19 protein-coding genes and 1 tRNA gene are annotated in these 23,409 nt (G+C 34.7%); 12 read left to right on the forward strand and 8 right to left on the reverse strand.

Features of this window, described 5'->3' with window-relative positions:
- The first annotated feature begins 58 nt into the window (after nucleotides 1-58).
- The 3 genes from HH304_RS03115 to HH304_RS03125 all read left to right on the forward strand — a co-directional run bounded on the left by HH304_RS03115 (nucleotide 59) and on the right by HH304_RS03125 (nucleotide 2,408).
- Entirely contained in the window at nucleotides 59-931 is an 873-nt protein-coding gene (locus HH304_RS03115) for an alpha/beta fold hydrolase (RefSeq protein ID WP_169678002.1), read from the forward strand.
- Nucleotides 932-1,008: 77 nt separating this feature from the next.
- On the forward strand, nucleotides 1,009-1,383 hold the full coding sequence (locus HH304_RS03120; protein WP_169678003.1) for a DoxX family protein: 375 nt from the start codon (nucleotides 1,009-1,011) through the stop codon (nucleotides 1,381-1,383).
- A gap of 98 nt (nucleotides 1,384-1,481) precedes the next feature.
- Nucleotides 1,482-2,408, forward strand: a complete 927-nt coding sequence (locus tag HH304_RS03125) for a DUF5996 family protein (protein ID WP_169678004.1) — start codon at nucleotides 1,482-1,484, stop codon at nucleotides 2,406-2,408.
- Between the two features lie 109 nt (nucleotides 2,409-2,517).
- Here the strand turns inward: HH304_RS03125 and HH304_RS03130 are convergent, their stop codons facing one another.
- From HH304_RS03130 to hflX, 8 genes are all read right to left on the reverse strand, one after another.
- Entirely contained in the window at nucleotides 2,518-4,140 is a 1,623-nt protein-coding gene (locus HH304_RS03130; protein ID WP_169678005.1) for a carbon starvation CstA family protein, read from the reverse strand.
- Between the two features lie 238 nt (nucleotides 4,141-4,378).
- Complete coding sequence (locus tag HH304_RS03135; RefSeq protein ID WP_169678006.1) at nucleotides 4,379-5,749, reverse strand: sugar MFS transporter; 1,371 nt, start codon at nucleotides 5,747-5,749, stop codon at nucleotides 4,379-4,381.
- A complete protein-coding gene (locus HH304_RS03140; RefSeq protein ID WP_333908739.1) occupies nucleotides 5,746-6,651 on the reverse strand; it encodes an ROK family protein in 906 nt (301 codons plus the stop codon). Before HH304_RS03140 ends, HH304_RS03135 begins: the two co-directional genes overlap by 4 nt.
- An 89-nt stretch (nucleotides 6,652-6,740) precedes the next feature.
- Nucleotides 6,741-9,023 carry a patatin-like phospholipase family protein gene (locus HH304_RS03145; RefSeq protein WP_169678008.1) on the reverse strand — a complete coding sequence of 761 codons (2,283 nt, stop codon included), beginning with the start codon at nucleotides 9,021-9,023 and terminating at the stop codon, nucleotides 6,741-6,743.
- A 254-nt stretch (nucleotides 9,024-9,277) separates the two neighbouring features.
- Nucleotides 9,278-10,315 carry a SphA family protein gene (locus HH304_RS03150; RefSeq protein ID WP_169678009.1) on the reverse strand — a complete coding sequence of 346 codons (1,038 nt, stop codon included), beginning with the start codon at nucleotides 10,313-10,315 and terminating at the stop codon, nucleotides 9,278-9,280.
- Nucleotides 10,316-10,970: 655 nt separating this feature from the next.
- A tRNA-Arg gene (locus tag HH304_RS03155) sits at nucleotides 10,971-11,042 on the reverse strand.
- A 71-nt stretch (nucleotides 11,043-11,113) separates the two neighbouring features.
- Entirely contained in the window at nucleotides 11,114-11,905 is a 792-nt protein-coding gene (locus HH304_RS03160) for an SDR family NAD(P)-dependent oxidoreductase (protein ID WP_169678010.1), read from the reverse strand.
- A 105-nt stretch (nucleotides 11,906-12,010) separates the two neighbouring features.
- On the reverse strand, nucleotides 12,011-13,231 hold the full coding sequence (hflX, locus tag HH304_RS03165; protein ID WP_408631349.1) for a GTPase HflX: 1,221 nt from the start codon (nucleotides 13,229-13,231) through the stop codon (nucleotides 12,011-12,013).
- Between the two features lie 89 nt (nucleotides 13,232-13,320).
- Here hflX and HH304_RS03170 point away from each other — a divergent pair, with 89 nt between their 5' ends.
- The 9 genes from HH304_RS03170 to HH304_RS03210 all read left to right on the forward strand — a co-directional run bounded on the left by HH304_RS03170 (nucleotide 13,321) and on the right by HH304_RS03210 (nucleotide 23,406).
- Entirely contained in the window at nucleotides 13,321-14,454 is a 1,134-nt protein-coding gene (locus tag HH304_RS03170) for a glycosyltransferase family 4 protein (RefSeq protein WP_169678012.1), read from the forward strand.
- A gap of 131 nt (nucleotides 14,455-14,585) precedes the next feature.
- Nucleotides 14,586-15,287 (forward strand): polysaccharide biosynthesis/export family protein, encoded by a 702-nt coding sequence (locus HH304_RS03175; RefSeq protein ID WP_169678013.1) that lies wholly within the window; start codon nucleotides 14,586-14,588, stop codon nucleotides 15,285-15,287.
- Nucleotides 15,284-17,686: a GumC family protein gene (locus HH304_RS03180; protein WP_169678014.1), complete on the forward strand. Its 2,403-nt coding sequence runs from the start codon at nucleotides 15,284-15,286 to the stop codon at nucleotides 17,684-17,686. The genes HH304_RS03175 and HH304_RS03180 overlap by 4 nt, the downstream gene beginning before the upstream one ends.
- A 3-nt stretch (nucleotides 17,687-17,689) precedes the next feature.
- Nucleotides 17,690-18,415 (forward strand): tyrosine-protein phosphatase, encoded by a 726-nt coding sequence (locus HH304_RS03185; RefSeq protein ID WP_333908740.1) that lies wholly within the window; start codon nucleotides 17,690-17,692, stop codon nucleotides 18,413-18,415.
- Nucleotides 18,412-19,380, forward strand: coding sequence for an NAD-dependent epimerase/dehydratase family protein (locus tag HH304_RS03190; RefSeq protein WP_169678016.1), 969 nt, complete (start codon nucleotides 18,412-18,414; stop codon nucleotides 19,378-19,380). Before HH304_RS03185 ends, HH304_RS03190 begins: the two co-directional genes overlap by 4 nt.
- 63 nt (nucleotides 19,381-19,443) lie before the next feature.
- Nucleotides 19,444-20,853, forward strand: coding sequence for a tetratricopeptide repeat protein (locus HH304_RS03195; RefSeq protein WP_169678017.1), 1,410 nt, complete (start codon nucleotides 19,444-19,446; stop codon nucleotides 20,851-20,853).
- Entirely contained in the window at nucleotides 20,850-21,632 is a 783-nt protein-coding gene (locus tag HH304_RS03200) for a phosphosulfolactate synthase (protein ID WP_169678018.1), read from the forward strand. Before HH304_RS03195 ends, HH304_RS03200 begins: the two co-directional genes overlap by 4 nt.
- A gap of 98 nt (nucleotides 21,633-21,730) precedes the next feature.
- Nucleotides 21,731-22,669: a DUF368 domain-containing protein gene (locus tag HH304_RS03205; protein ID WP_169678019.1), complete on the forward strand. Its 939-nt coding sequence runs from the start codon at nucleotides 21,731-21,733 to the stop codon at nucleotides 22,667-22,669.
- A complete protein-coding gene (locus HH304_RS03210) occupies nucleotides 22,666-23,406 on the forward strand; it encodes a shikimate dehydrogenase family protein (RefSeq protein ID WP_169678020.1) in 741 nt (246 codons plus the stop codon). Before HH304_RS03205 ends, HH304_RS03210 begins: the two co-directional genes overlap by 4 nt.
- Nucleotides 23,407-23,409: the final 3 nt, after the last annotated feature.

Consider the following 23,409-nt stretch of genomic DNA (forward strand, 5'->3'; position numbering starts at 1 on the left):
TATTATTAGGTATAAGTTCAGATTTTAATTTAGATTGGTGAATTATCAATCAAATCTGATGAAGAAACCATTAAAAGCATCTGAAGGATATATTGATGCTGATGATCATAATCTTTATTATAAAGTATTAGGTGAAGGTCCTTGCCTGTTGGTATTACATGGAGGACCTGCACTGGATCATTCATACTTGTTGGAACCATTTTTAGATTTAGCTAAAACTTACAAACTGGTTTTTTTTGATCAAGTTGCATGTGGTAAATCGTCAATCCCTAAGAATACTGAAAACTATTCATTTGCCAATTTAGTAAATGATTTAAACCTTGTTGTTGATTATTTAAATATTGATTCTTTTGGAATTATAGCCCACTCATGGGGTAGTTTATTAGCACTAGAATATGCAAAATCAAACTCTGATCTGGTAAAATCTATTATATTTTCAAATCCTATGTCATTATGCTGGGATGACTGGCAAATGGAACAGCAAATTTTGGATAGCAAAATTTTGAAAGCTGATTTGATTAAAAGGAAGAAGATTCTACAATCAGATAAAATGAGGAAGAATCCATCTTTAATGGTGGGTAAACTCATGAGAATTTCTTTTAAACCGCATTTCTATAATGAGGATTACATAAATGATCTTAATCTGAACATTCCTGATGATTATTTGCTAAGAAGTGAATTTTATGAAAGAATTATTTCTGAAAACCAAGGTTTTGATCTATTTAAAAATACAGACTCATTATCAATTCCTTCCTTAATAATTTATGGGGAAATAGAAGCTGGTAAAGAGATTTCAGGAGACAAGTTTAGAGAGGTGTTAACAGATTCCACCTTGAAAGAGATAAAACATTCAGGTCATTTTCCATTTATTGAAAACCCAACAGCTTATTTCAAAGCCGTAGACAAGTTCCAAGCTAGATTATTGCTTTAATTTTTTTTAAGTTCTAAAACCTTTATAATAATATTTGCGTAAACAAAATATGTTTAAACAAATATTAAGTTAAGGCAATGAAAAATAAGATTCTTTTTGTAGTGAGTTTGTTGATTGGTCTTATGATGATCAATTCTGGGCTAAATAAATTTTTACAATATATGCCAATGCCGGAAATGAACGAATCGGCAGGCCAGCTTATGGCAGCGTTTGCTCAGGCAAGATGGCTGTTCCCATTAATTGCAATCGCTGAAATCGTCGGAGGTATACTACTGATAGTGCCTAAAACCAGAGCTTTGGGAGCAATAGTTTTATTCCCTGTGATTGTTGGTATATTTCTGTTTCATGCAGTGTTAGACCCTTCAACAGTGATGATAAGTATAATATTACTTTTATTGAACATATTGATTTTGTTCGATAACAGAAGTAAATACCTTCCAATGATAAGATAAGAAAACATATACCCGATGAGTTGTATACTCTTCGGGTATTATTTTGGGTTGTTTATTATGGTATTAGTAAATTTAGTATCCGACCAACCATAATAGACATGATCGATTCACATATTCCTGCCTGCTCAGGTCCCTGGCCTGAATTAATTTATGATAATTGGAAAGACACGCTTAAAACAGTTCATCAATGGACCCAAATTGTAGGTAAAATTAGGTTGAGAACAATGCCTTGGCAAAACCATTCATGGCATACATCTCTATATATTTCAACCAGAGGTTTATCTACGGGTAGCATACCTTATCATAATGGAGTCTTTGATATTACTTTTGATTTTGAAAATCACAAACTTCTAATCACATCTACTTTTTTCAAAGACAAAACACTTGATTTATACTCCAGATCTGTAGCTAGTTTTTATAATGAATTGTTCTCTTTATTAGAGGAAATAGGCATGGATATTGAAATTTATCCGAGACCAAATGAATTACCGGATAACACTCCTTTTTTCGATAATGAAAAAGATTGCACATACGATGAGCAGGCTATGGTGAATTATTGGCAGATCGCAGTTAATACTTATAATATATTTTCCATCTTCCGAAGCGATTTTATAGGAAAGTGCAGCCCTGTTCATTTCTTTTGGGGCGCATTTGATATTGCTGTCACCAGATTTTCAGGCCGATTGGCTCCTGAACATCCCGGGATAGCTCCAAATATGTCAAAAGAAGTTATGAAAGAAGCTTATAGCCAGGAAGTAAGTAGTGCAGGATTCTGGCCTGGTAGTGATGATTTTCCAAAACCTGTTTACTATTCTTATTGTTACCCAACTCCTAAAGATTTTGGTGCACAGAATGTATTTCCAAATGAGGCATTCTATAGTGATGATATGGGAGAATACTTTCTTCCTTATGAGAATGTAAGAGAATCAAAGGACCCATCAAAAATGTTACTGGACTTTCTTCAAACTACATATGATGCTGCAGCCAATACAGGAAACTGGAATAGGTCGCAGCTTGAGAAATAATTTTTATGAAATGAAAACATTTCTTGCTCTTCGAAAGTTATAGCAGTAATAGTATAACCTTAGGGGCATGAGGTTTGTATGAAAGTCCTGACTCTGGTCAGGACTATTTTTATGTGGTGGTTTTTAATTCCTTTTTAAGACTTTGTCTAGCCAAATAAATCAGAACAATAGATAAAGCAAATAATAATCCTGCAATCAGTGATAAAATATAAATTCCCTTATCGTAGTTGGCAATGGCAAAAAGTAACAAAGAAGTTAACGTTACGGCAAACATAAAATACATCGGAATTAATACAAATAGTGGTTTTATATTTTGCTTCATCAACCAAACCGATACTGCCAGAAGGGCAAGTGCTGCTAAGAGTTGATTTGCAGATCCGAATATTGGCCAAAGAGTCGTGAACTCACCTGAAAGTAATAATAAAACTGAAAGTACAACCACAATTGACGTTGCAAGGTGACGATTTTTTGAAGCTTTTTCTGCGGCTTTGTTGTCTACATCTTCGAAAAATTCCTGAAAAGTAAATCTGGCCAATCGGGTGCAAGTATCTAGAGTAGTTAATGCAAAGGCAGAAACAGTTAGTGCTACAAATGTTATAGCAAATTCCTCAGTAACACCAAGATTGGCAATTACAGCCCCCATACCATTTGAAAACATTGCTACCGGACCTTCGACTGCCAGTTTTGCAGCATAATCTCCTTTAGACATGATAATTACAGCGCCAACAGAAAGAATAGCAAGGAAAGATTCAATCAACATACCACCAAAACCAATTGTTTTGGCATCTTTTTCTTTATCAATCTGCTTTGAAGTTGTTCCTGAAGCAACAAGCGAGTGAAAACCACTGATCGCACCACAGGCAATAGTTACAAATAACACCGGAAACATGTAGCCTAAACTTTCTGATTTTAGAGTTATGGCCGTGTCCATTTTTATTTCAGGATTGCTAATCATTATTCCAATGACTGCAAAAAGGATCAACCCATAGAGCAGGAAGCTACTAAGGTAGTCTCTCGGTTGTAGTAAAAATGAAACTGGAGTCACTGATGCTATATAAGCATATGCCATCAAAATAATAACCCATACAGTATAACTTAAATTTATTGGAATCAGAATACTAGTGAAAGCAGCAGTATACATGATAATAACTCCAATAGCTGAAAGAATTATAAACTTTGTTTTCGATTTGATTTGTTTATTAATTATTCCAAACCCAATTGCAATAATTATAAAAAGGAGAGAAGCCGTAGCGACACTGGGATTAGCAACAAAAGTTTTTGCGATAATGTCAACAAATACTGCAATGATCAATATTAATGTTGCGAAGCTAAAAATCAAGAATAGTCTTTTGCCATTAGTGCCTATATGTTGATGTATGATTACACCGATAGACTTTCCCTGATGTCTGATTGAGGCCATCATGCTTGTAAGATCGTGAACAGCACCAAAAAATATTCCACCCACCAGTATCCATATAATTGCCGGAATCCAGCCAAAAGTAACTGCGATAATTGGTCCGACAATTGGTCCGGCACCAGCAATAGAGGCAAAATGATGTCCCAGTACTACGGGTACTTTCTCTGGGACATAATCAATTCCATCCTTGTGAGTATGGGCTGGAGTCTCATTATCATTATTTATTTTCAGTTTTTTTGCTACAAAACTACCGTAAGTCCTGTATGCAAAAATCAGGATTATGGCAGAGACAATTAAGATCGGTAACAGAGTCATGATATATTGGGTTTGCCTCCTAATTTAAAGAAAAATAATTGGTTTAAGTAAAATAAAGCAGGCATCAAATTCCAATCTTATAAATGTGGGCTTCTTCTCACTTTTCCTTATACTCATAAGGTATCTAAATTATAGTTCTAATATTATTCTTTAATTCAAACTTAGACTATGAGGATGCAGCTTTTATTTTTATTAGAAACTGGTAATTAATATTAAACTATTTGCTTGTTATTTAATTTTAATTAATAAGTACTTTCTCGTCTGGTTTGTATCCTTTAAAACCATAAAAACAAATATATAAATAGCAGATTAAAGGAATAATCAGGGATAATTGCCTGTCTCCGGTAGCATCAATAAAATAGCCCTGAATAGGAGGGATTATTGCACCTCCGACAATTGCCATAACGAGTAAGGACGAAGCTTGACCAGTGTATTTTCCTAGACCTTTGATTGCTAAAGTGAAAATTGTAGGGAACATAATCGAGTTAAATATTCCAATTGCGATAACACTCCAAAGTGCAATTGTCCCACTGGCAGTCATGCCAATCAAAAGCAAAGAGATAGTTGCTAATGCATACCAGCCTAAAGTCTTATTAGGAATGAATGAACCGATAAATAAAATTATAATATTAAATGCTATTATACCCAGTGTAATTAATGCTTCATTTAATCCATATATCGAATATACAGCAACGAATACAATTGATGCAATTCCGGCCAGCCAGAGGTATTTTTGAGAATTGTTTTCTGAATCTGACAGTGCAATTGCCCCGAAAAATCTACCTACCATTGCTCCTCCCCAGTAAAATGCGAGGAAATAACTTGCCTCTTTTTCAGAAAAGCCACCGATTTCGGGTAATAAAGCAAATTCTATAAAAGAGCTCCCGATAGTTACTTCTGCACCAACATAAGTGAAAATAGCGATTACACCTAAAACAAGGTGCTTGTATTTGAGTGAGCCTGTTCCTGCCACTATTTCTTCGTTGTCTGTAAATTTTGGAAGATGAATTACCCTGAAAAATACGGCTAGCAATATCAGGATTACTGCGAGACTAAAATATGGGATTTTAACAGAGTCAGCACCAACAGTATTTTCAGCAGCATTAAATATCAGAATACCACCAATAACAGGTGCTATAGTTGTACCAAATGAGTTGAATGCTTGTGCCATATTTAACCTTCCGGAAGCACCATCCGGATTTCCAAGTACTGCCACATAAGGGTTTGCCGCTATTTGTAAAATAGTGATGCCTGAAGCTAAAATAAATAAAGCGCCAAGGAAAAAGGTGAAACTTTCAAAGGAGGCAGCCGGAATAAAAAGTCCACAACCTATTGCCGAAACTACCAAGCCGATAATAATTCCATTTTTATATCCGATATTAGAAATTGGATCACCTTTTGATGCTGATATTAGAAAATATATTAATGAAATAACAAAATAGGCTCCAAAGAATGCTGTCTGGATTAACATAGCCTGCCATTCCAATAAATCAAATACCTGCTTAAGTTTAGGTATTAATATGTCATTCATGCAGGTAATAAAGCCCCACATAAAAAATAAAATGGTAATAATTACCAGTGGTCCACGAGTGTTTTGATGGTTATTCATTTCTTATAAAAATTTTCATTCCATAGGCATGCTGCTCCGATTAATGCTGAATTTTCCCCCAGTTTAGCAGGGTTTACTTTAATTTTTAATCCTGAATTTATCAGGTTGTCTTTTAGTCTTATTCCAAATAGATCGAAAGCTTTGCTAATGTTTCCACCGAGAATAACATTTTCATATTCATTATTTGTGCATATCAATGAAATAAATCGGGATAGATTATCAGCATATTTATTAAATAAAAGGGTGGTCAATTCATTATCTGAATTCTCAATTATTTCTTTGACTCCTCTAATATCTTGTCCTGTTATTCTGTTGTATTCCCTAGTAAACCATCGTGTTACAAGATAATTTTCAGCAATAGATTCATCAAAAGGGGTATCCCATTTGTTAAGATCTCTTACATTGCCGTTGTGGTACTCACAAGAGCCTAGACCTGTACCCAGAGTAAGCCCTAATGTTTTATGGTTTGGTGAATCCGAACCATATAGTACTTCTCCTAACAGGAAGCAGGCTGCATCATTTTCAAACCTTATTTGTGATGAGTTTATTTGGAGTTGAGAAGCAAGCTCTTTTTTGATATTGACATTGTAAAGATTTTCAAATTTGCTTTGGCCTTTAATGAGCGAAATACCATTTTCATAATCAAACGGGCCTGGCATGGATATTCCTATAGGTATTTGACTTTTAGCTTTTTGATAATCTTTTGATGTTAATTGGTAATTTAAAGCATTAGCTATTTCAGAAATTACTCTATCAGCAGGTTCGTTGGTGTCTACCGCTTTTCTGAAAATAGAATCATATGATAATCCGGTAGTTAAAGATACTATTCCTGTAGTAATATGAGAGCCACCTATATCAGCACAGATTACATTTTTAAATAACTCTTTGATAACTATTGATATTAAAAATTAATGAATTTGTTAAAATAGAAAATTTCCACCTAAGTAAATATTCTATAATGTGAAATAATATGCTATCGAATTTCTTTAGATTAATAATGGAAACCTATGCTTAAGGATGTTTGAATGCCTTTTCGATAGTGATCTTTTGCAAAAGAAAAGGAAATTGGTCCAATAGGCGACATATATCCTATCAGGCCTCCATACCCAATTCGATAAGATCTATCACCGGCAAGTGATGTTTTAATATCCGGAAAGATTGTTTTCATTGGGTATTTGGTATTGATATAATTAATTATTCCCTGAATAAATAGTTTTCGTAATACCTCAACCTGGACACCTGCCTGTGAATAGAAATAGTTGCTAAGTGCGAATTCTTTGATGCCTCCTCCCCAATACTGATATGAATTTTCTATTACCGGATTAAAACCTCCTACAAAATCATATTCACTCAGATTTAAAAAATCAGGATCCTGATTCGAGAATTTTATTCGGTTTTTTAAAAAAATGGTAGTTTTTAATCCAACTGGAATATATGGATCGAAATCCAGCACTAACGAATTAATTGTTGATGTTTGAATAATCTCTACATTTTCATTATCCTCATCAATTTCAAGTGAATCGCCTATGATGAATTTTCCACTGGCTCCAACCGTTGAAGTGAAATTCGCTTTTGCTTTTATTCCTGAGGAAGGGAAGTATCTAGTATTGAGACTATTATAACTGTGGAAAATTTTAAATCGAGTATTGGAATATGTCGCTTTTGTAAGAAATCTAATACCTTCATTTACTATATCTGGTCTTAATTGAGTATGTGTCCATTCGATTCCCAAGCCATAAGTGCTATTTTTAAAAGAAGTTGATTGAAAATGAATACCCCCAACTGTGTATCGATGAATAAATTGGTTAGTAACACTTCCTTCTTCATTATATATAGGTAATTCATTTTTAGAATGATGGGCACTGGCTCTAAACGCTATATTTTGTTTGTCTCCTAAATATTTAAAGTAATCAAATAAATATGAAGGTTGAGTAGCAAAGTTTGCTTCAAATATTAACCTGCTTTTATTGAGAACAACATTTCGAAATGTAGCATTGGCAACAATGCCACCACTGTTTTCTGTGTCATAATGGTAAGCAAATCGAAATTGTATCCTTGGGCGTTCAATTACATCGATAATCAGTGTTGTTCTGTTATCTTCTACAATGGTCTCATACCATATTTTTTCAAAATATTGAGTGCCATAGATAAGACTTAGCCGATCTTCAATTTCATCTATACTAACTTCTTCATTTTGCTCAATTCTCATTTTTCCAATAATGTATTCATCCGGAACAATAATGTTTCCTGAAACAACAATTGAATCAAAAATATACTTGTCCGGCAAATCTGGCTTTGAAATCACTCTAAAAGGACCATAAGCTTTCTGAATATCTGCAAGGCTATCAAACGAATTTTGATAATCATCACCGGCTTGAATACCTTTTTCCAGAATTCCTGCTGCAGAATTAAAGCTTCCGGTGCTGTAATCTTTCAAGTCAGGGGTAATTAGAATATTGCATTTTTCCATTTGCGCACGTGAATCAAATGCACTTTTGATGAAAGCTGATTGCGATAATATGGCAATTGCTGAATTGAGGTTTTCTTTTGGGTCCAGGTCGTTACTTACAAATACGCCAATTACAATATCAGCCCCCATATTTAATACTTCATCAACGGGCATGTTTCTAACAAGTCCACCATCGACAAGTAACTTTCCATTTCTTTTTACTGGAGTAAATATCGATGGTATTGCCATGCTTGCTCTCATGGCAGTAGCTAATGAGCCTGATCTCATCACGACTGGTTCACCAGTTTCTATATCAGTAGCTACACAAGCAAAAGGAATTGGGAAATCATTAAAATCATTAATTGTATGTACACCTCGGGTTAGGTATGAAAAATAGTCAAGTAGTGCTTCTCCTTCAATTATCCCTTTCGGGTATATTATTTTTTTATTTTCATAGAAAAATTCAAGCAAGTAACGGCCATAATAAAGTTTCTCCTCGAAAGTGACATTGTATAGTGGCGTTTGATTTGATAGAAGAATATCCCAATTGGCAGTTAAAGCAATTTCCTCTAGTTCATCAGCGGTATACCCTATTGAGTATAGAGCTCCAATAATGCTGCCCATTGAAGTTCCGGTAACATAATCTGGAGTTATGCCGGCATTTTCCAATGCTTTGATAACACCAATATGGGCGATACCTTTAGCTCCGCCACCACTTAGCACCAGACCAATTTTAGGCCGCTCCTGTTGAGCAAAAAGAGAAAAAGATAATATTCCTGATAAAAGAATCAGTAATAATGGTCTGACAGATGTAATGATCATCATAAAAATGATTGTAGGCTATGGAGCGAATAAATAAGCTATACTATTAAAATAGTTTATTCTTATTGCATATCATAGAAGAGTGTCAAAAAGGTAGAAGAAGAAATTAATGAGTGATCAATTGAGTTTTTTGTATGGTTTACAAATCCAACGAGAAGACCTCTAGGTGTTGTAAGCAGAAATCTTCTCATCGGATGATTAAAGCAATTATTGCCCCACTAATTAAGCCAATTAATGTCTGTTATAATATTTCACAACTATTTTTGACCAGGAACGAATATAATATTTAGTAAGAATGAATTGTTTTTCATCCTTTGTTTTAACCCATAATCGAATCCGTATTTTGCGTTAAGAAACAAATTGTCTTCAATTAGCCAATAACCTGCATTGAATAATAGTGAATTCTTTTTATCTAAGTATTTTTGGTCCCAGTATACATCATTCCCTGAATCTTCACTTATCTGCCAGTTATGTCCACCCATAATTCCTACTTCAAATCTATTACTTAGATATTGACTAACTCCCCATTCAAGAGATAGCCTGTTACCAGGATTAACATCAATGTCCTTAATTTTACCATTTAACTCATATGTTAATCCGGCTGATAATGCTGTTGATTTATCACTTACAGGATAATAGTACATATAACCCTGGAATTGATTAGTCCAAAAACCAAGACCTATATTATCAGAGGCTCCAGATTCGTATCGTCCGGTTGGTGCATAAAAACCATATAAAAATGTGATATCCATTTTGTTAAATTCCCAGGATAGACCTAAAGGAGCTACAAACAAGTCTGTCAATCCGGAAACACGGTCTTCTGAGGTTCTTGTATATGTAGTATCAATGATTATACCAGGTCTTTCAGTAATTATGGAAAATTTAGCATTTGTATTACCAAGAGAAACTCCTGCCATATATTTGGCTCCACCTAATATCTCAAAAGATGATGCCCAGAAGATTGTTGGAATCGTTGCATAAGCATTAATTTCCGGATCTACGGTTATGTTTTTCAGGTTTGGATTAATCTGATCTAACCTTATGCTTTCATATTTATGCCCATTTCTATCATAGTAAGAGTCTCCTGAAACAAATGCATTATACCATAATATGAAAATACCTGAAGGAGGAGTTGCCATATCTCTATTATTTTTTATCCCAATAGAATAATGGCCGCCTTGAATTGGTGAAACAACTTGCGCATCAATTCCAATAGGAAATTGAAATGCTAGTGATAATATTACCCCCTTTAAAACATTACTTAAGAGGTTAAGTAAATAAGCTGGAGATTTCATAGTTGCATTAATTATTCTTAAATACTGGTCTTTGTTTATCTTATATTCTTTAGAAAAATTGAGGCGAATAGTTTTTTCATCTAAAGAAAATTGCTTGGTAATTTTTTACCCTAATTTGATTTCATAACTGGCTTAACCCTATTAAAAATACTGTTATAATTATGTAATGCATCTGACAATTTAGATAATGAATTATGATTTTCATCAATGCTTATTGGGCTGGTGATGAGTGATTTGAGATAGGTGGTTCTGGTTTTTGTTTTGGGAATAAAATTGGTTGCAGATCCAGGGATACGACTTCGGAATATTAAATCCTGAAGAACAAGATTTGTTGGTTGAATTAATGTAGGGAGACAGGAAAGACACCACACCAGTGAAAATAAGTGATGGTAATGGGTGAGTTTGAGATTGAGATTAGAGACACTTTTTCAATGAACTACTTTGTAATCTCAAACCTCGTTCTTCGTACTCTTAACTGCCTAAAGTGGAGATCTATTGTATTCAAGTGATTCATCTAGGTATTCTACGCACTCGCTTTTTTCTCTTGAAACTGTACTAGAGTGAGTTTGAGATTGAGTGCGAAGATTCAATTTCTTTCAATGTAACATTCGTAGACCACTCCACACTCACTCTCCGAACTCTTAACTGCCTAAAGTGGCCCCGACAGGAATCGAACCTGTATCTAGAGTTTAGGAAACTCCTATTCTATCCATTGAACTACGGGGCCTGATATTTTGATATGCATTGCAAAATAATAAAACCATTGGCTTTTTGGCAAATGCATTAAAAAAAATGCAATTACATCGCTCTATGCTTTGATGTCCTCTTTTTTAAAACCTCAAAATTTTGCTTCGCCTTTTCATCAATTTTTAATGGGTCTTCAAAGTTCGTTTTAATGTCTTTAAGTCTCTGCTCACCACCAAAAACCACATTTAATTCCTTTTTAACTATTCCGTCAATGGAAACTTTTGCAACCATGTCAGGATCATCCATCTTACGATCCATTTCAGCATTTTTCATCATTGGGGTGTCTGTTGCTGTAGGGTAGACAGTCATGAAATGTAAAGGATATTCATGATATTCTCTTCTCAAAGCATCAGTAAACTGCCTGACTCCTGCCTTCGTAGCTGCATAAACACTGTAAAAAGGCATTGCAATATATCCTAGTCCGCTACTTATATTTACAACTGCTCCCTCATTACTTTTCTTCAATAAGGGCATCATCTTTTTAGTTAAAAGAATTAAACCGGTTAGGTTGATGTTGATTTGATTTATAATGTCTTCATCTGTGATTTCTTCAAGTGCTCCAGCGCTAACGACACCTGCATTATTGATCAGTAAGTCAGCGCCACCTAAATGATTTTTAACCATCAATACGATCCGTTCAATATCGCGTAAAGCAGAAACATCACCTTGAATTAACACAAAATTGACCTGTGGAAATTCCTTTGCTAATTTTTCTAACGGTTCTTCCCGCCGTCCAATAATTGCAAACTCTGTAGCTCCTCTTGCGATAAACTCTTTCAGAAATGACTTACCAATTCCGGCACTTCCCCCTGTAATCACGATTTTCTTGTTTGTTAATTCCATTTGTATTGATGATCGGTTAGGTGAATTGTTATTATAAACAAAACAGCCGGTATCGGATATTAAACCCCACATACCGGCTGCATTAATTATTTTAAAAACTTTTTATCAATCTTCTTCATACTTACCGTAGTAATAATCCGGTATAAGGAAATTAGGATATATCTCAAGATAACGATCTTTGACCAGTTCAAATAGCTTATCTCTCATTTCTTCAATATTCTCCTTTTTAGCCGCAGAAATAAATACCGCAGAAGTGTTTTCCTTGTTCATGTAACTGTTTTTCAGGTACTCAAGGCTAACTGGTCTTGTCTCACCATCACGATGATTATCATCTTCCCAGTGCTCAAGATGAGCTCGATACTGGTCGATTTTATTAAATACAATCAGCGTTTGTTTATCTTTTGCTTCTAGCTCTGCCAGTGTTTCATCAACTACCTTCATATGATCTTCAAATGACGGATGGCTTACATCAACCACATGCATAAGAATATCTGCTTCTTTAACTTCATCAAGGGTTGATTTAAATGATTCAATCAGGTTGTGAGGAAGTTTTCTTATAAAACCTACTGTGTCCGAAAGAAGAAAAGGGATATTATGAATTGCTATTTTTCGAACTGTTGAGTCTACTGTTGCAAAAAGTTTGTCCTCAGCCAGTACATCAGCTTTGGTCAATAATCTCATAATAGTAGACTTGCCGACGTTGGTATAACCTACAAGAGCAACCCTAACTTCATTTTCTCTTCTTTTACGTTGTGTTTCCCGTTGTTTTTCAATCTTCTCAAGTTTCTTTTTAAGAACATTGATCTGGTTACGGATCATACGGCGGTCAGTCTCAATCTCTTTCTCACCGGCACCACCACGAGTTCCGGTTCCACCACGCTGACGTTCAAGGTGAGTCCACATTCGGGTTAGTCGAGGAAGTAAATATTCATTTCTCGCTAATTCTACTTGAGTTTTTGCCTGTGCGGTTTGGGCTCTTTTCAGGAATATGTCCAGAATTAGTAAGCTTCGGTCATAGATCTTTACTTGAAGCTCTCTTTCAAGGTTTCTTAATTGAGATGGAGTTAAATCATCATCAAATATAACAATATCAATTTCTTCAGCTTTAACTGCCGTTTGAATCTCTTCCAGCTTACCCTTTCCAACAAAAGTTCTAATGTCTGGTTTTTCGAGTTTTTGGTAGAATTTATATTTGGTCTTGATATTTAGAGTTGAAGCAAGAAACTCTAACTCATCAAGATACTCAAAAGCATGTTCTTCATTATCTCGTTTATCTATAACTGCCACCAGTACGGCTGTTTGCTTTACTGGTTTTGTGGATAACATCTTCATATATCGAGTTCCTTAATATTTAAGCAAATATCCATAGAAATATTCTATATTTACACTTTTAACAGCGAGAATAGATATAATATATGGGGTCTCCAGATCTCAAAGCCAAGCGTATAGGGATTGTAGTTAATTCTGCATGGAATGTAATCAACTTTAGGAAGGGTATAATCCTTAACCTGCTCGACCGGGGATGCCAGGTATTTGCCTTTGTTCCTGAGGATAATTACGCAGATGATTTAAGAAAGTTGGGTGTTGAGGTTATTAATACTCCATTAAGTTCTACTGGCGTTAATCCGGTTAATGATCTCAGATACCTAAATACTCTTTATAAACAGTTTAAAGAGATTAAACCTGATGTCTTACTTCAATATACGATAAAGCCAAATATATATGGAGCAATAGCAGCTTCAAGGTTAGGAATTCCCGTAATAAATAATGTTTCGGGGCTAGGTACAATGTTCTTAGGACGGAAAGTATTTTCTTCAATAGCTTTTCAGCTTTATAAACAAGCTTTTAAGAATGTTCCTTTGGTATTTTTTCAAAATGAAAGCGATAGAAGGTTTTTTCTTATTAATAAAATGACCTCAAGAGAAAGATCAATGGTTATACCAGGGTCTGGGGTAGATGTTAATTACTTTAAACCTTTAAGTAAGCCTGTCAAATCAAAGAGTCTGGTATTTTTAATGATTGCCAGGTTAATTATTGAAAAAGGGATTTATGAATTTGCATATGCAGCAAGAAGGTTGAAGGAAGAATATCCTAATGTTGAATTTCAAATTTTAGGTGCTTTCGATCCTTCTCATCCACGATCTGTAAAGTCTGAAGATTTAGAATATTGGGTTAAAAACAGTATATTGAACTATTATGAGCCGGTAAATGATGTGCGGCCACATATAATGAATTGTGATGCAATTGTTTTACCATCTTACAGAGAGGGAACATCAAAAACGTTGCTTGAAGGAGCCTCAATGGGGAGGCCATTGATTGCTACTGATGTCCCGGGGTGCAGAGAAGTAGTAAGAAATAATACAAACGGACTTTTGTGTAAGGCTGGGGATTCTGAAAGTTTATATTTTACCTTAAAACAATTTATTGAACTTTCTTCAGCTGAAAGAGAGCAAATGGGGATAGAATCAAGGAAGTTTGTAGAAGGTCATTATAGTGAAGATCTGGTAATTAATACTTATTTGTCGGCAATTGATAGGCTTACTTCGTAATTATGTTAATAAAATTTCTTAATCGGAAAACACTTTTTATTTTTACGCATAATATTTTTTCAATGCATAGATTGTTATTTTTATTTCTAGTGGTGATTTCACTGAGCTCGTGTGGCTACAAGTCACATATTATGTTTAGTGACATAAGTGCGGATGAATCATCTCCATATTTGAAGCTACAGGCAAATAATACGATTAGTCAATATCGGCTTGAAGCCTTCGACAGAATAACAGTCGATGTATATACAAATGAGGGCGAAAGGATTATTGATCCAGATCTCGAACTTATTCCTGAAACTGCCGGACAAGGCATTCAATCAAAGCCAAGACCTGAATATGTGGTGCAATCCGACGGTTACGTTAGGTTACCAATGATAGGAAGAGTTTATGCGCTAGGGTTAACGTTGGAAGAATTAAATCAACTACTTGCAGACGAATATAGTGAGTTTTATTTTGAACCTTATGTGCTGTCATCATATGCAAACAAGAGAGTTGTGGTTTTAGGTGCACCAGGAGGACAAGTAGTTCCTCTTCTTAATGAAAACACGAATCTTCTTGAAATTTTAGCCTTGGCAGGAGGGATTTCTAGTGATATGAGAGCTGATAATATCAGGCTCATCCGGGGTGACCTTAATAATCCTGAAGTGTTTTTAATTGATCTTTCAACAATTGAAGGGATGACAAAAGCTCAAACACGGGTAGAATCGGGAGATATTATCTATATTGAACCAGTAGTCAGACCAGCAAACAGAGCATTTAGAGATGCAGCTCCATTCGTGGGGACAATTTCAGGTATTTTGACAATTATATTGATATTTACGACCAACCTTTGAGAGATAAAAATTACGATATCGGAGTGAGATCATCAGGATTGGGTGATGAAGAGAGAAGTACAGGTGTTGATTGGGAAAAATTTCTGACTATTTTCCGCAAGTCGATTCCTTTTGTGATACTAATTATTGCGTTGGCTGTATCTGCCGCTGTGTTTTATGTCAGATATATTCCTCCATTATTTGAATCTTCTTCAGAGCTTAAACTTGATGTTAAGGAAGAGACTGCTGTAATAGGTTTTGGAATTGATCCGCAAAAAAATAATATGAATGCTCTATCGGGTGAGATGGAGCTGCTAAGGTCAAAAGTGTTTTTTTCCAGACTTATCGATAGCTTAGATATTGATGTAACTATAAGAACCACTTTCGGTAATTTTAAAAACGAAGAAAGATATAAAAACAAGCCTTTTAAGGTAGCCTATAAAGCTTCGGGAAGCGAAATCTTTAACAGGCTATTTAATGTTCACATTTCCTCGATGACAAATTATGAATTGTCATATGATTTAGGTGGGGTCTCTCAAAAGTTTAATGGAGTTTTTGGTAAGCCTTTAGTTATAAATAGTGGTGTTATTACTCTTACTCTAACAGAGAATTATGCTAAAGGTGAAGGTTTTGATGATTATAGCTTTATTATTAATAGTCGTGAATCTCAGATTGGTTACATTCAGAATAGCTTAAAGGTTGAAGCTCAATCCTTAGCTGCAAATACAATTAAAATTACATTTACAGATAATGATAAGTATAAGGCTTACGATGTTGTAAATGCAATTGATTCGTTGTATTTGGAGTATTCCAGAGAGCAGAAAATGCAAGCAAATAAACAGAAGATTGCATTTTTAGAAGAACAGATGAGTAATACAGCTCAGAATCTGGAAAATTATGAGAATTACTTTGAGAACTTCACTATTGAAAATCAAACAGTTGATCTTCAGCAAGATATGTCAAAGGCTATCGGGTTTCTAAATGAACTGGATAGTCAGAAAAGAGCACTCAGAATCTATAAAATAAAAATAGATAAAGTTCAGTCTCAATTAGAAAATGATGACCAATTGGAGATAGGCTCCTTAACCCTTGAGAATTTCCCGAAAACTATTACTGAGCTTATTATCAATATCAATACCCTTGAGAACGAAAGACTACAGTTGCTGGAGAAATACAATGAAAATACCTACGCAGTAAGGAAGCTTAATAATGAACTTAATGTTTATAGAGGAGAGTTAAATGATCAGCTGGCCTACCTTGAAAAGAATGTCAATGAAGAATTAAGTCGAATTCAGTCTCAAAAATCTAATCTTGGAGGCGACTTTAAGTCAATGCCATCCAAGGGAACTCAGTATAACAAGGCTAAAAGATTTTATGAGTTACAAGAGGAAATTTATTTGACTCTGGCTCAAAATAAAATGGAGTTTGAAATTGCTCAGGCTGGTACTATTCCTGAATTCACAATATTATCGAGTGCTACATTACCAGTTAGTCCAATAAGACCTAACCCATTGCTTGCTTATGCGATAGCTGTTGTAAGCGCAATGTTTTTGTCTTTAGTGTTTATTGCTTCCAGATATATCCTTCATGATAAGATTACAAGTCAAAGCGAATTAGAGCGTTTGACAACTACACCGGTGTTAGGAGTTATTCCAAAATATAAGAAGGAAAAGCTTGAAAACACAAGATTGATAGTAAATGATAACCCCAGGTCAATGGTCAGTGAATCATTGAGGTCCATTCGGACAAATATGGACTTTTTACATCAAAGCTCGGGGCATAGGGTTATAACTGTTTCATCAACTGTTAGTGGTGAAGGAAAAACATTCGTATCGGTTAACCTAGGAGGAATAATTGCTATGTCTGGGTTCAAAGTAATTGTGCTTGATCTGGATATGAGGAAGCCAAAGGTTAATTTAGCTTTTGATGAGGAGTTTATGACTACTGGCATGAGTACCTTACTAATAGGTAAGCATGATTTGGATCAAACAATACGAAGTACTAAGCAGGAAAATTTATATTATATACCTTCTGGTCCTACACCTCCAAATCCATCAGAATTATTGATGGGTGAGTCATTTAAAGAGGTAATTAGAAAGCTTAGGTCTCAATTTGATGTTGTAATTCTCGATACACCTCCTGTCGGAATAGTTTCAGATGGGGTGATGGCAATGAAACTTTCAGATCTTTCAGTTTATGTAGTGAGAGCTGATTATAGTAAGAGGAAATTTATCAAAACTCTAAATCGCTTAAAACATATAAACAGATTTAAGAATATCTCAGTTATAATAAATGACTTAAGTTTGCATTCTATTAATAAAGGTTATGGTTATAACTACGGCTATGGATATTATGCAGAAGATGAAGAATCTGGTATCAAGCCGAAGAAGATATTGCGATTTTTAAAAAAGGAAGGATAATTGGTGTTTTCACTTTTCAGGTCGACAAAGAAGGTTAAACAGCTACCCTTCAAAGTAGATATGCACTCTCACATTCTGCCAGGGATTGATGATGGAGTGAAGACTGTAGAAGAAGGGGTAGAAGTTGTAAAGAAATTTCAAGCTCTGGGCTATGAGAAATTGATAGCTACTCCTCATATAATGAGTGATTTTTATAAAAATACTCCTGTTACTATCAGTAATGCCTATCATGAGTTAACTAAAGCACTAGATAAGGAAGGTGTTAATATAGAAATAGAATATGCCGCTGAGTATTATTTGGATGATTCTTTTTCAGAAAAAGTTGAAAATGATGAGCAATTATTAACATTTGGAGATAACTATTTGTTGTTTGAAACATCTTATATTAATCCTCCGGTTAACATTGAAGAAGTTATATTTCTACTATTTTCAAAAGGAATAAGACCTGTTTGGGCTCATCCGGAGAGATATCCCTATTTATTTGAGAGGAAATTATATGAGAGAATGAAGCAAAGAGGGGTTCTGTTTCAGCTTAATGCAAATAGTTTGGGTGGATACTATTCTCCACAGGCAAAAAAACATGCTGAGAGGTTGGTGAAAGAAAAAGCAATTGACTTTGTCGGTTCTGATTGCCATAAGCTAAAACACCTAAATTACCTTGAAGACCTAATGAATAAGAAGGTTTTTAAGGCATTATTAGAAAAAAAGTATTTGAATCAGTCATTATGATTTTGATAACAGGAAGTAGTGGATTGCTAGGTAGGTATATTACAGAGAAGTTTTCTGTTGAAGGACATGAGGTTGTTGCTACTTACAATAAAAACAGACCTGATAAGGACTATCTTTCAAATCCTGCAAATGTTACATATGAGCAATGTTGCTTGAGTGATTATGATAAGCTTTCGGAACTTATTAAAAAAGCTGATTATGTAATACATGCAGCTGCTCTGGTATCCTTTAATCCTGGTAAAAAGGACAAAATGTTTTATACCAATGTAAAAGGCACTGAAAACATTGTAAATATTTGTCTCAAGCAGGGTAATAAACCGCTAATGTATGTGTCTTCTGTTGCAGCTTTAGGAAGAAATAAAAATACTTCTGTTATTGATGAAAATAATAAGTGGGAAGATTCGAGTCTTAATAGCAATTATGCGGTTAGTAAATATTTAGCTGAACAGGAAGTCTGGAGAGGGTCAATGGAAGGATTGCCTGTCACAATAGTTAATCCGTCAACAGTTTTAGGTGTTTCTGAAACAGATACGAGTTCTATGCAGTTTGTAAAAATGTTAAAAGATGGTAGTGTCTTTTATCCCGGAGGTATGATGAACTGGGTTGATGTTAGAGATGTAGCAGAAAAAATCTATCAACTGTTTGAAAAGAAAATTACCGATCAGCGATTTATTTTGAATGCCGGGTCAGCAACTTATCAACATTTATTCAAGGAAGCATCTTTGATATCAGGGCAAAGTTCTCCAAAAATAAAGGTAGGCAAACCTGTTTTGTCAGTTGCCTCTTTTTTTGATATGATAAAATCAGCTATTACAGGCTCAGATAGGGTAGTGACTAGCGAAACTATCAGGATATCAGGGGCTAAGATCGAATACTCATCAGAGAAAATAAAACAAACCTTGAAGTCAGATTTCCGTTCATTGCAAGAGACGTTGAAATGGATTTTAACTGTTGATCAAAAGTAATTGAAAAGTCGTATTTAAATTTCGTCTTTTTTCTTATCTTAAAATCATTAACAATGATATCCTATGGGAGAATATTCACGATTGAACCGTGAAGAGAGGGAGTTACTCAAATGGTTTGAAGAAAGTCTGGTCAATGACCGGATGTTATTTATAGATGTTGAGCAATTTGAAGACATCATTGAGCTTTACATCGAAATGGAAAAGTACAGTAAAGCATTAAAAGCTTGTGATACTGCACTTGCTCAATATCCGTTTTCAGTCGATATCATGTTATTAAAGTCTAAAGTCTACACAAGGACTGACAGACTTGAAGAAGCATTAGAAATGCTTGATTCTGCCTCTAATTTTCAACCTGGGGATATTGAAATCGCCATGTTGAGAGGAAATATCTGTTCATTACAAGGTGAGTATGATAGAGCCATAGAAATTTACGAGGAAGCAATTGAGCGCGCTGAAGAAAAGGACGAGCTTTATTATAACTTAGGTCTAACATATCAGACTATCGGCAGGTTTGACCATGCCATAGATGTTTATAAGCAATGCATTGAACTTAATATGTATCATGAAAATGCATTGTATGAATTAGCCTATTGTCTGGATGTGACAGGCAAACTCGAATCTAGCGTTGATTATTATCAAAAATTCATTGATTCTGATCCATATTCGGCAGTTGCCTGGTATAACCTAGGTATAGTTTATAGTAAGCTTAAAAAGTTTGATAAAGCGATTGATGCTTATCAATATGCAGTATATATCGATGATGACTTTGCGTCAGCGTGGTATAATCTGGGGAATTCATATATGACAACCGATGAGTTTGAGAAAGCTCATGAAGCGTATGAAAAAACTCTTGATATAGAAGGGCCTAGTGCAGAGGTATATTGTAGTCTTGGAAATGCTTACGAAAAGCTTGAAGATTATAAGTCAGCTCTTAAATACTACCATAAAGCAATAAAAAAGGATAAATTATATCATGAGGCTTTATTTAGCCTTGCTTTATGCTTAAACAAACAAGATAAAAACTTTGAAGCATTACATTTTATAAATAAGGCTATTGAAATTGAACCTATGAATGCAGACTATCTGGTTGCATTAGGTCAGATTGAATATAAAGCCGGAAATTATAAAGAAAGTATAGAAGCTTTTGAAAATGCATGTAATCATGCTCCTTTAAATGCAGACATCTGGTTAGACTGGTCATTTATATATTATGACCTTCAAGAGTTTGACGAAGCAAGTAATGTAATATCAGAAGCAATAGAAGAGTTGCCTGAGGAGGCAGAGCTCTATTACAGGATGACAATTTACTTGTTTTGCGAAGGTAAATACCAGGAAGCATTTAATTATCTTGAAAATGCATTAGTTTTGGACTTCGAAAAACATACGGTGCTTTATGAGTTCTTTCCAAAAGTAGAAACTCAAAAGGCATTGTTTAAAATAATTGAGCAGTTTAGAAATAACGATACTGAATGAACTACGATTTGAATAACCTTCCTAAGAGAACTGAAAAGCCAAGACAATATGGTTTTACCATGGCTATGGACAAAGGTTTAAGTCTTAGAGAAGTAGAGGATTTTATTGAAACGTCAGGACCATATACAGATATTGTGAAGCTAGGATGGGCGACGTCATTTGTAACTCCAAATCTTAAAGAAAAGATAAAACTATACAAGGAAGCAGACATCCCTGTTTATTTCGGGGGGACTCTATTTGAAGCTTTTATTGTAAGAAACCAATTTGATGACTATAGAAAAACTATAGATAAGTATGGTCTTGAATATGCTGAAGTTTCAGACGGAAGTATAGAGCTTGATCATGATATCAAATGTGATTTTATCAATAAACTGTCAGATCAGGTGACGGTTCTTTCTGAGGTTGGGTCCAAAGATGATCAAAAGATTATTCCTCCATATAAATGGATTACTTTAATGCAGGCTGAGTTAGATGCCGGTTCTTGGAAAGTAATTGGTGAGGCTCGTGAATCGGGAAATGTCGGTTTATTCCGTTCATCCGGTGAAGTAAGAAGTGGTTTGGTTGAAGAAATCTTAACAAAAATTCCTTTTGAAAAGATTATTTGGGAAGCACCTCAAAAAGCACAGCAGGTTTGGTTTATAAAGCTTTTAGGAGCAAATGTTAATTTAGGAAATATAGCACCTAATGAAGTTATTTCTCTTGAAACAATCCGATTAGGATTAAGAGGGGATACTTTCACGCATTTTATAGGTGAAGATGCTGCCATAATAGGAAAATAATTAATTTTAATAGAATCAATTTCCCGAAGTAATACATAGATATTGCTTCGGGATTTTTATTTTAGCGATTTGATAATCAATCATTAATAAATTTATCAATGAAAAGCCTGAAGGAGTCATTTATTTTATTTTTAAAAGGTTTGGGAATGGGAAGTGCGGATGTTGTTCCTGGAGTTTCCGGAGGAACCATCGCTTTTATTACTGGTATTTACGATCAATTATTAGAAAGCATCAATTCTTTAAACGGTGATGCTTTCAGGCTAATATTGAAAGGTGATTTTAAAGGATTCTGGGATCACGTCAATGGCGGTTTTCTTCTACCTTTATTCATTGGTATTGGTGCGTCGATATTTACATTTGCTAATTTCATAGAGCATTGGCTGGAAGTTTATCCTATCTATGTTTGGTCCTTTTTCTTCGGCTTAATAATTGTATCTGCATATCTTGTATGGAAGAACCTTAAAAGCAAAAGTGCCGGTGTTTATATAGCTTTTGTCATAGGTGTGATTGTAGCTTATTTGATTACAACATTTACTCCTGCGACTACTCCTGAATCTTATTGGTTTGTATTTTTATCGGGATGTATAGCAATCTGTGCAATGATTTTACCTGGGATTTCAGGTAGTTTTATTTTGCTTATTTTAGGCAAATATATCTTTATAATGGACTCGATTAAGTCTTTAAAGCTTGACATAATTGCAGTGTTTGGGTTAGGTTGTATTATAGGAATAACTTCTTTTTCAAGGGTAGTTAGCTGGTGTCTGGATAAATATCATGATATTACTGTTGGTGTACTTGCCGGGTTTATGATTGGCTCTCTCAATAAAGTGTGGCCATGGAAGAGGGTTGAAGATTTTATGTTAAATGCCAAAGGAGAAGAGGTAGTTTTAAAGGAAACAAATCTTTCTCCAATGACTTACCAGCAAGAGATTGGTGATCCTCAATTAGGATATGCAATCCTTTTTATGATAATTGCCGTGCTGTTTGTTTTAGGACTTGAAAAACTTGCTGATCATTTAAATAAAAATGAACAATGAGAAAATTTGGCTTAATAGGATTTCCATTATCACATTCTTTTTCAAAAAAGTACTTCACTGAAAAGTTCACCAAGGGAGGTATTAAAAATGCTTCTTATGAACTTTACCCTATTGAAAAAGCTTCAGAGTTTTTAAAGTTATTCCAAAGTAACCCTGAATTAGAGGGGATAAATGTGACAATACCTCACAAAGAAACTGTGGTTCAGTATTTAGACGAACTGGACGACAGCGCTAAGAAGGTTGGTGCAGTTAATGTAATTAGAAAAGAAGGAGATAAACTAGTTGGTTATAATTCGGATTTTTATGGGTTTTCTCAAAGTCTTGAAGACTTTACCGACGGTAAAATCCCGGAAAGAGCCCTTGTTTTAGGTACAGGTGGAGCCTCAAAAGCGGTTGTTGCAGCCTTAAAAATGATGAATTGCAAGGTTACTTTAGTGAGCAGGGCTAAGTCAAAGGAAGTTTTAACTTATGAGGAGTTAAAGAAGAATCCTGATTTCGTTAAGGAAAATCTATTAATTGTCAATACTACTCCTTTAGGAATGAGTCCTAATGTGGAATCAAAACCAGATCTTGATTACAGTTTGATTTCCAGCGACCATATTTTATTTGATTTAGTTTATAACCCTTCTGAAAGTACATTTATGAAGGAAGGAAAAGCACAGGGAGCAAAGGTTAAGAATGGATATCAAATGTTGGTAATGCAAGCAGAAAGAGCCTGGGAAATCTGGAATAACTGAATG

Origin of the sequence: Marinigracilibium pacificum, assembly GCF_012926615.1 — a bacterium.
Taxonomy (GTDB): domain Bacteria; phylum Bacteroidota; class Bacteroidia; order Cytophagales; family Cyclobacteriaceae; genus Mangrovivirga; species Mangrovivirga pacifica.

What these genes read in the sequence shown, in the direction of transcription:
- HH304_RS03115 (WP_169678002.1), top strand. Translation starts at nt 59, where the DNA reads ATGAAGAAACCATTAAAAGCATCTGAAGGATATATTGATGCTGATGAT.
- HH304_RS03120 (WP_169678003.1), top strand. Translation starts at nt 1,009, where the DNA reads ATGAAAAATAAGATTCTTTTTGTAGTGAGTTTGTTGATTGGTCTTATG.
- HH304_RS03125 (WP_169678004.1), top strand. Translation starts at nt 1,482, where the DNA reads ATGATCGATTCACATATTCCTGCCTGCTCAGGTCCCTGGCCTGAATTA.
- HH304_RS03130 (WP_169678005.1), bottom strand. Translation starts at nt 4,140, where the DNA reads ATGACTCTGTTACCGATCTTAATTGTCTCTGCCATAATCCTGATTTTT.
- HH304_RS03135 (WP_169678006.1), bottom strand. Translation starts at nt 5,749, where the DNA reads ATGAATAACCATCAAAACACTCGTGGACCACTGGTAATTATTACCATT.
- HH304_RS03145 (WP_169678008.1), bottom strand. Translation starts at nt 9,023, where the DNA reads ATGATGATCATTACATCTGTCAGACCATTATTACTGATTCTTTTATCA.
- HH304_RS03150 (WP_169678009.1), bottom strand. Translation starts at nt 10,315, where the DNA reads ATGAAATCTCCAGCTTATTTACTTAACCTCTTAAGTAATGTTTTAAAG.
- HH304_RS03160 (WP_169678010.1), bottom strand. Translation starts at nt 11,905, where the DNA reads ATGGAATTAACAAACAAGAAAATCGTGATTACAGGGGGAAGTGCCGGA.
- hflX (WP_408631349.1), bottom strand. Translation starts at nt 13,231, where the DNA reads ATGTTATCCACAAAACCAGTAAAGCAAACAGCCGTACTGGTGGCAGTT.
- HH304_RS03170 (WP_169678012.1), top strand. Translation starts at nt 13,321, where the DNA reads ATGGGGTCTCCAGATCTCAAAGCCAAGCGTATAGGGATTGTAGTTAAT.
- HH304_RS03175 (WP_169678013.1), top strand. Translation starts at nt 14,586, where the DNA reads ATGTTTAGTGACATAAGTGCGGATGAATCATCTCCATATTTGAAGCTA.
- HH304_RS03190 (WP_169678016.1), top strand. Translation starts at nt 18,412, where the DNA reads ATGATTTTGATAACAGGAAGTAGTGGATTGCTAGGTAGGTATATTACA.
- HH304_RS03195 (WP_169678017.1), top strand. Translation starts at nt 19,444, where the DNA reads ATGGGAGAATATTCACGATTGAACCGTGAAGAGAGGGAGTTACTCAAA.
- HH304_RS03200 (WP_169678018.1), top strand. Translation starts at nt 20,850, where the DNA reads ATGAACTACGATTTGAATAACCTTCCTAAGAGAACTGAAAAGCCAAGA.
- HH304_RS03205 (WP_169678019.1), top strand. Translation starts at nt 21,731, where the DNA reads ATGAAAAGCCTGAAGGAGTCATTTATTTTATTTTTAAAAGGTTTGGGA.
- HH304_RS03210 (WP_169678020.1), top strand. Translation starts at nt 22,666, where the DNA reads ATGAGAAAATTTGGCTTAATAGGATTTCCATTATCACATTCTTTTTCA.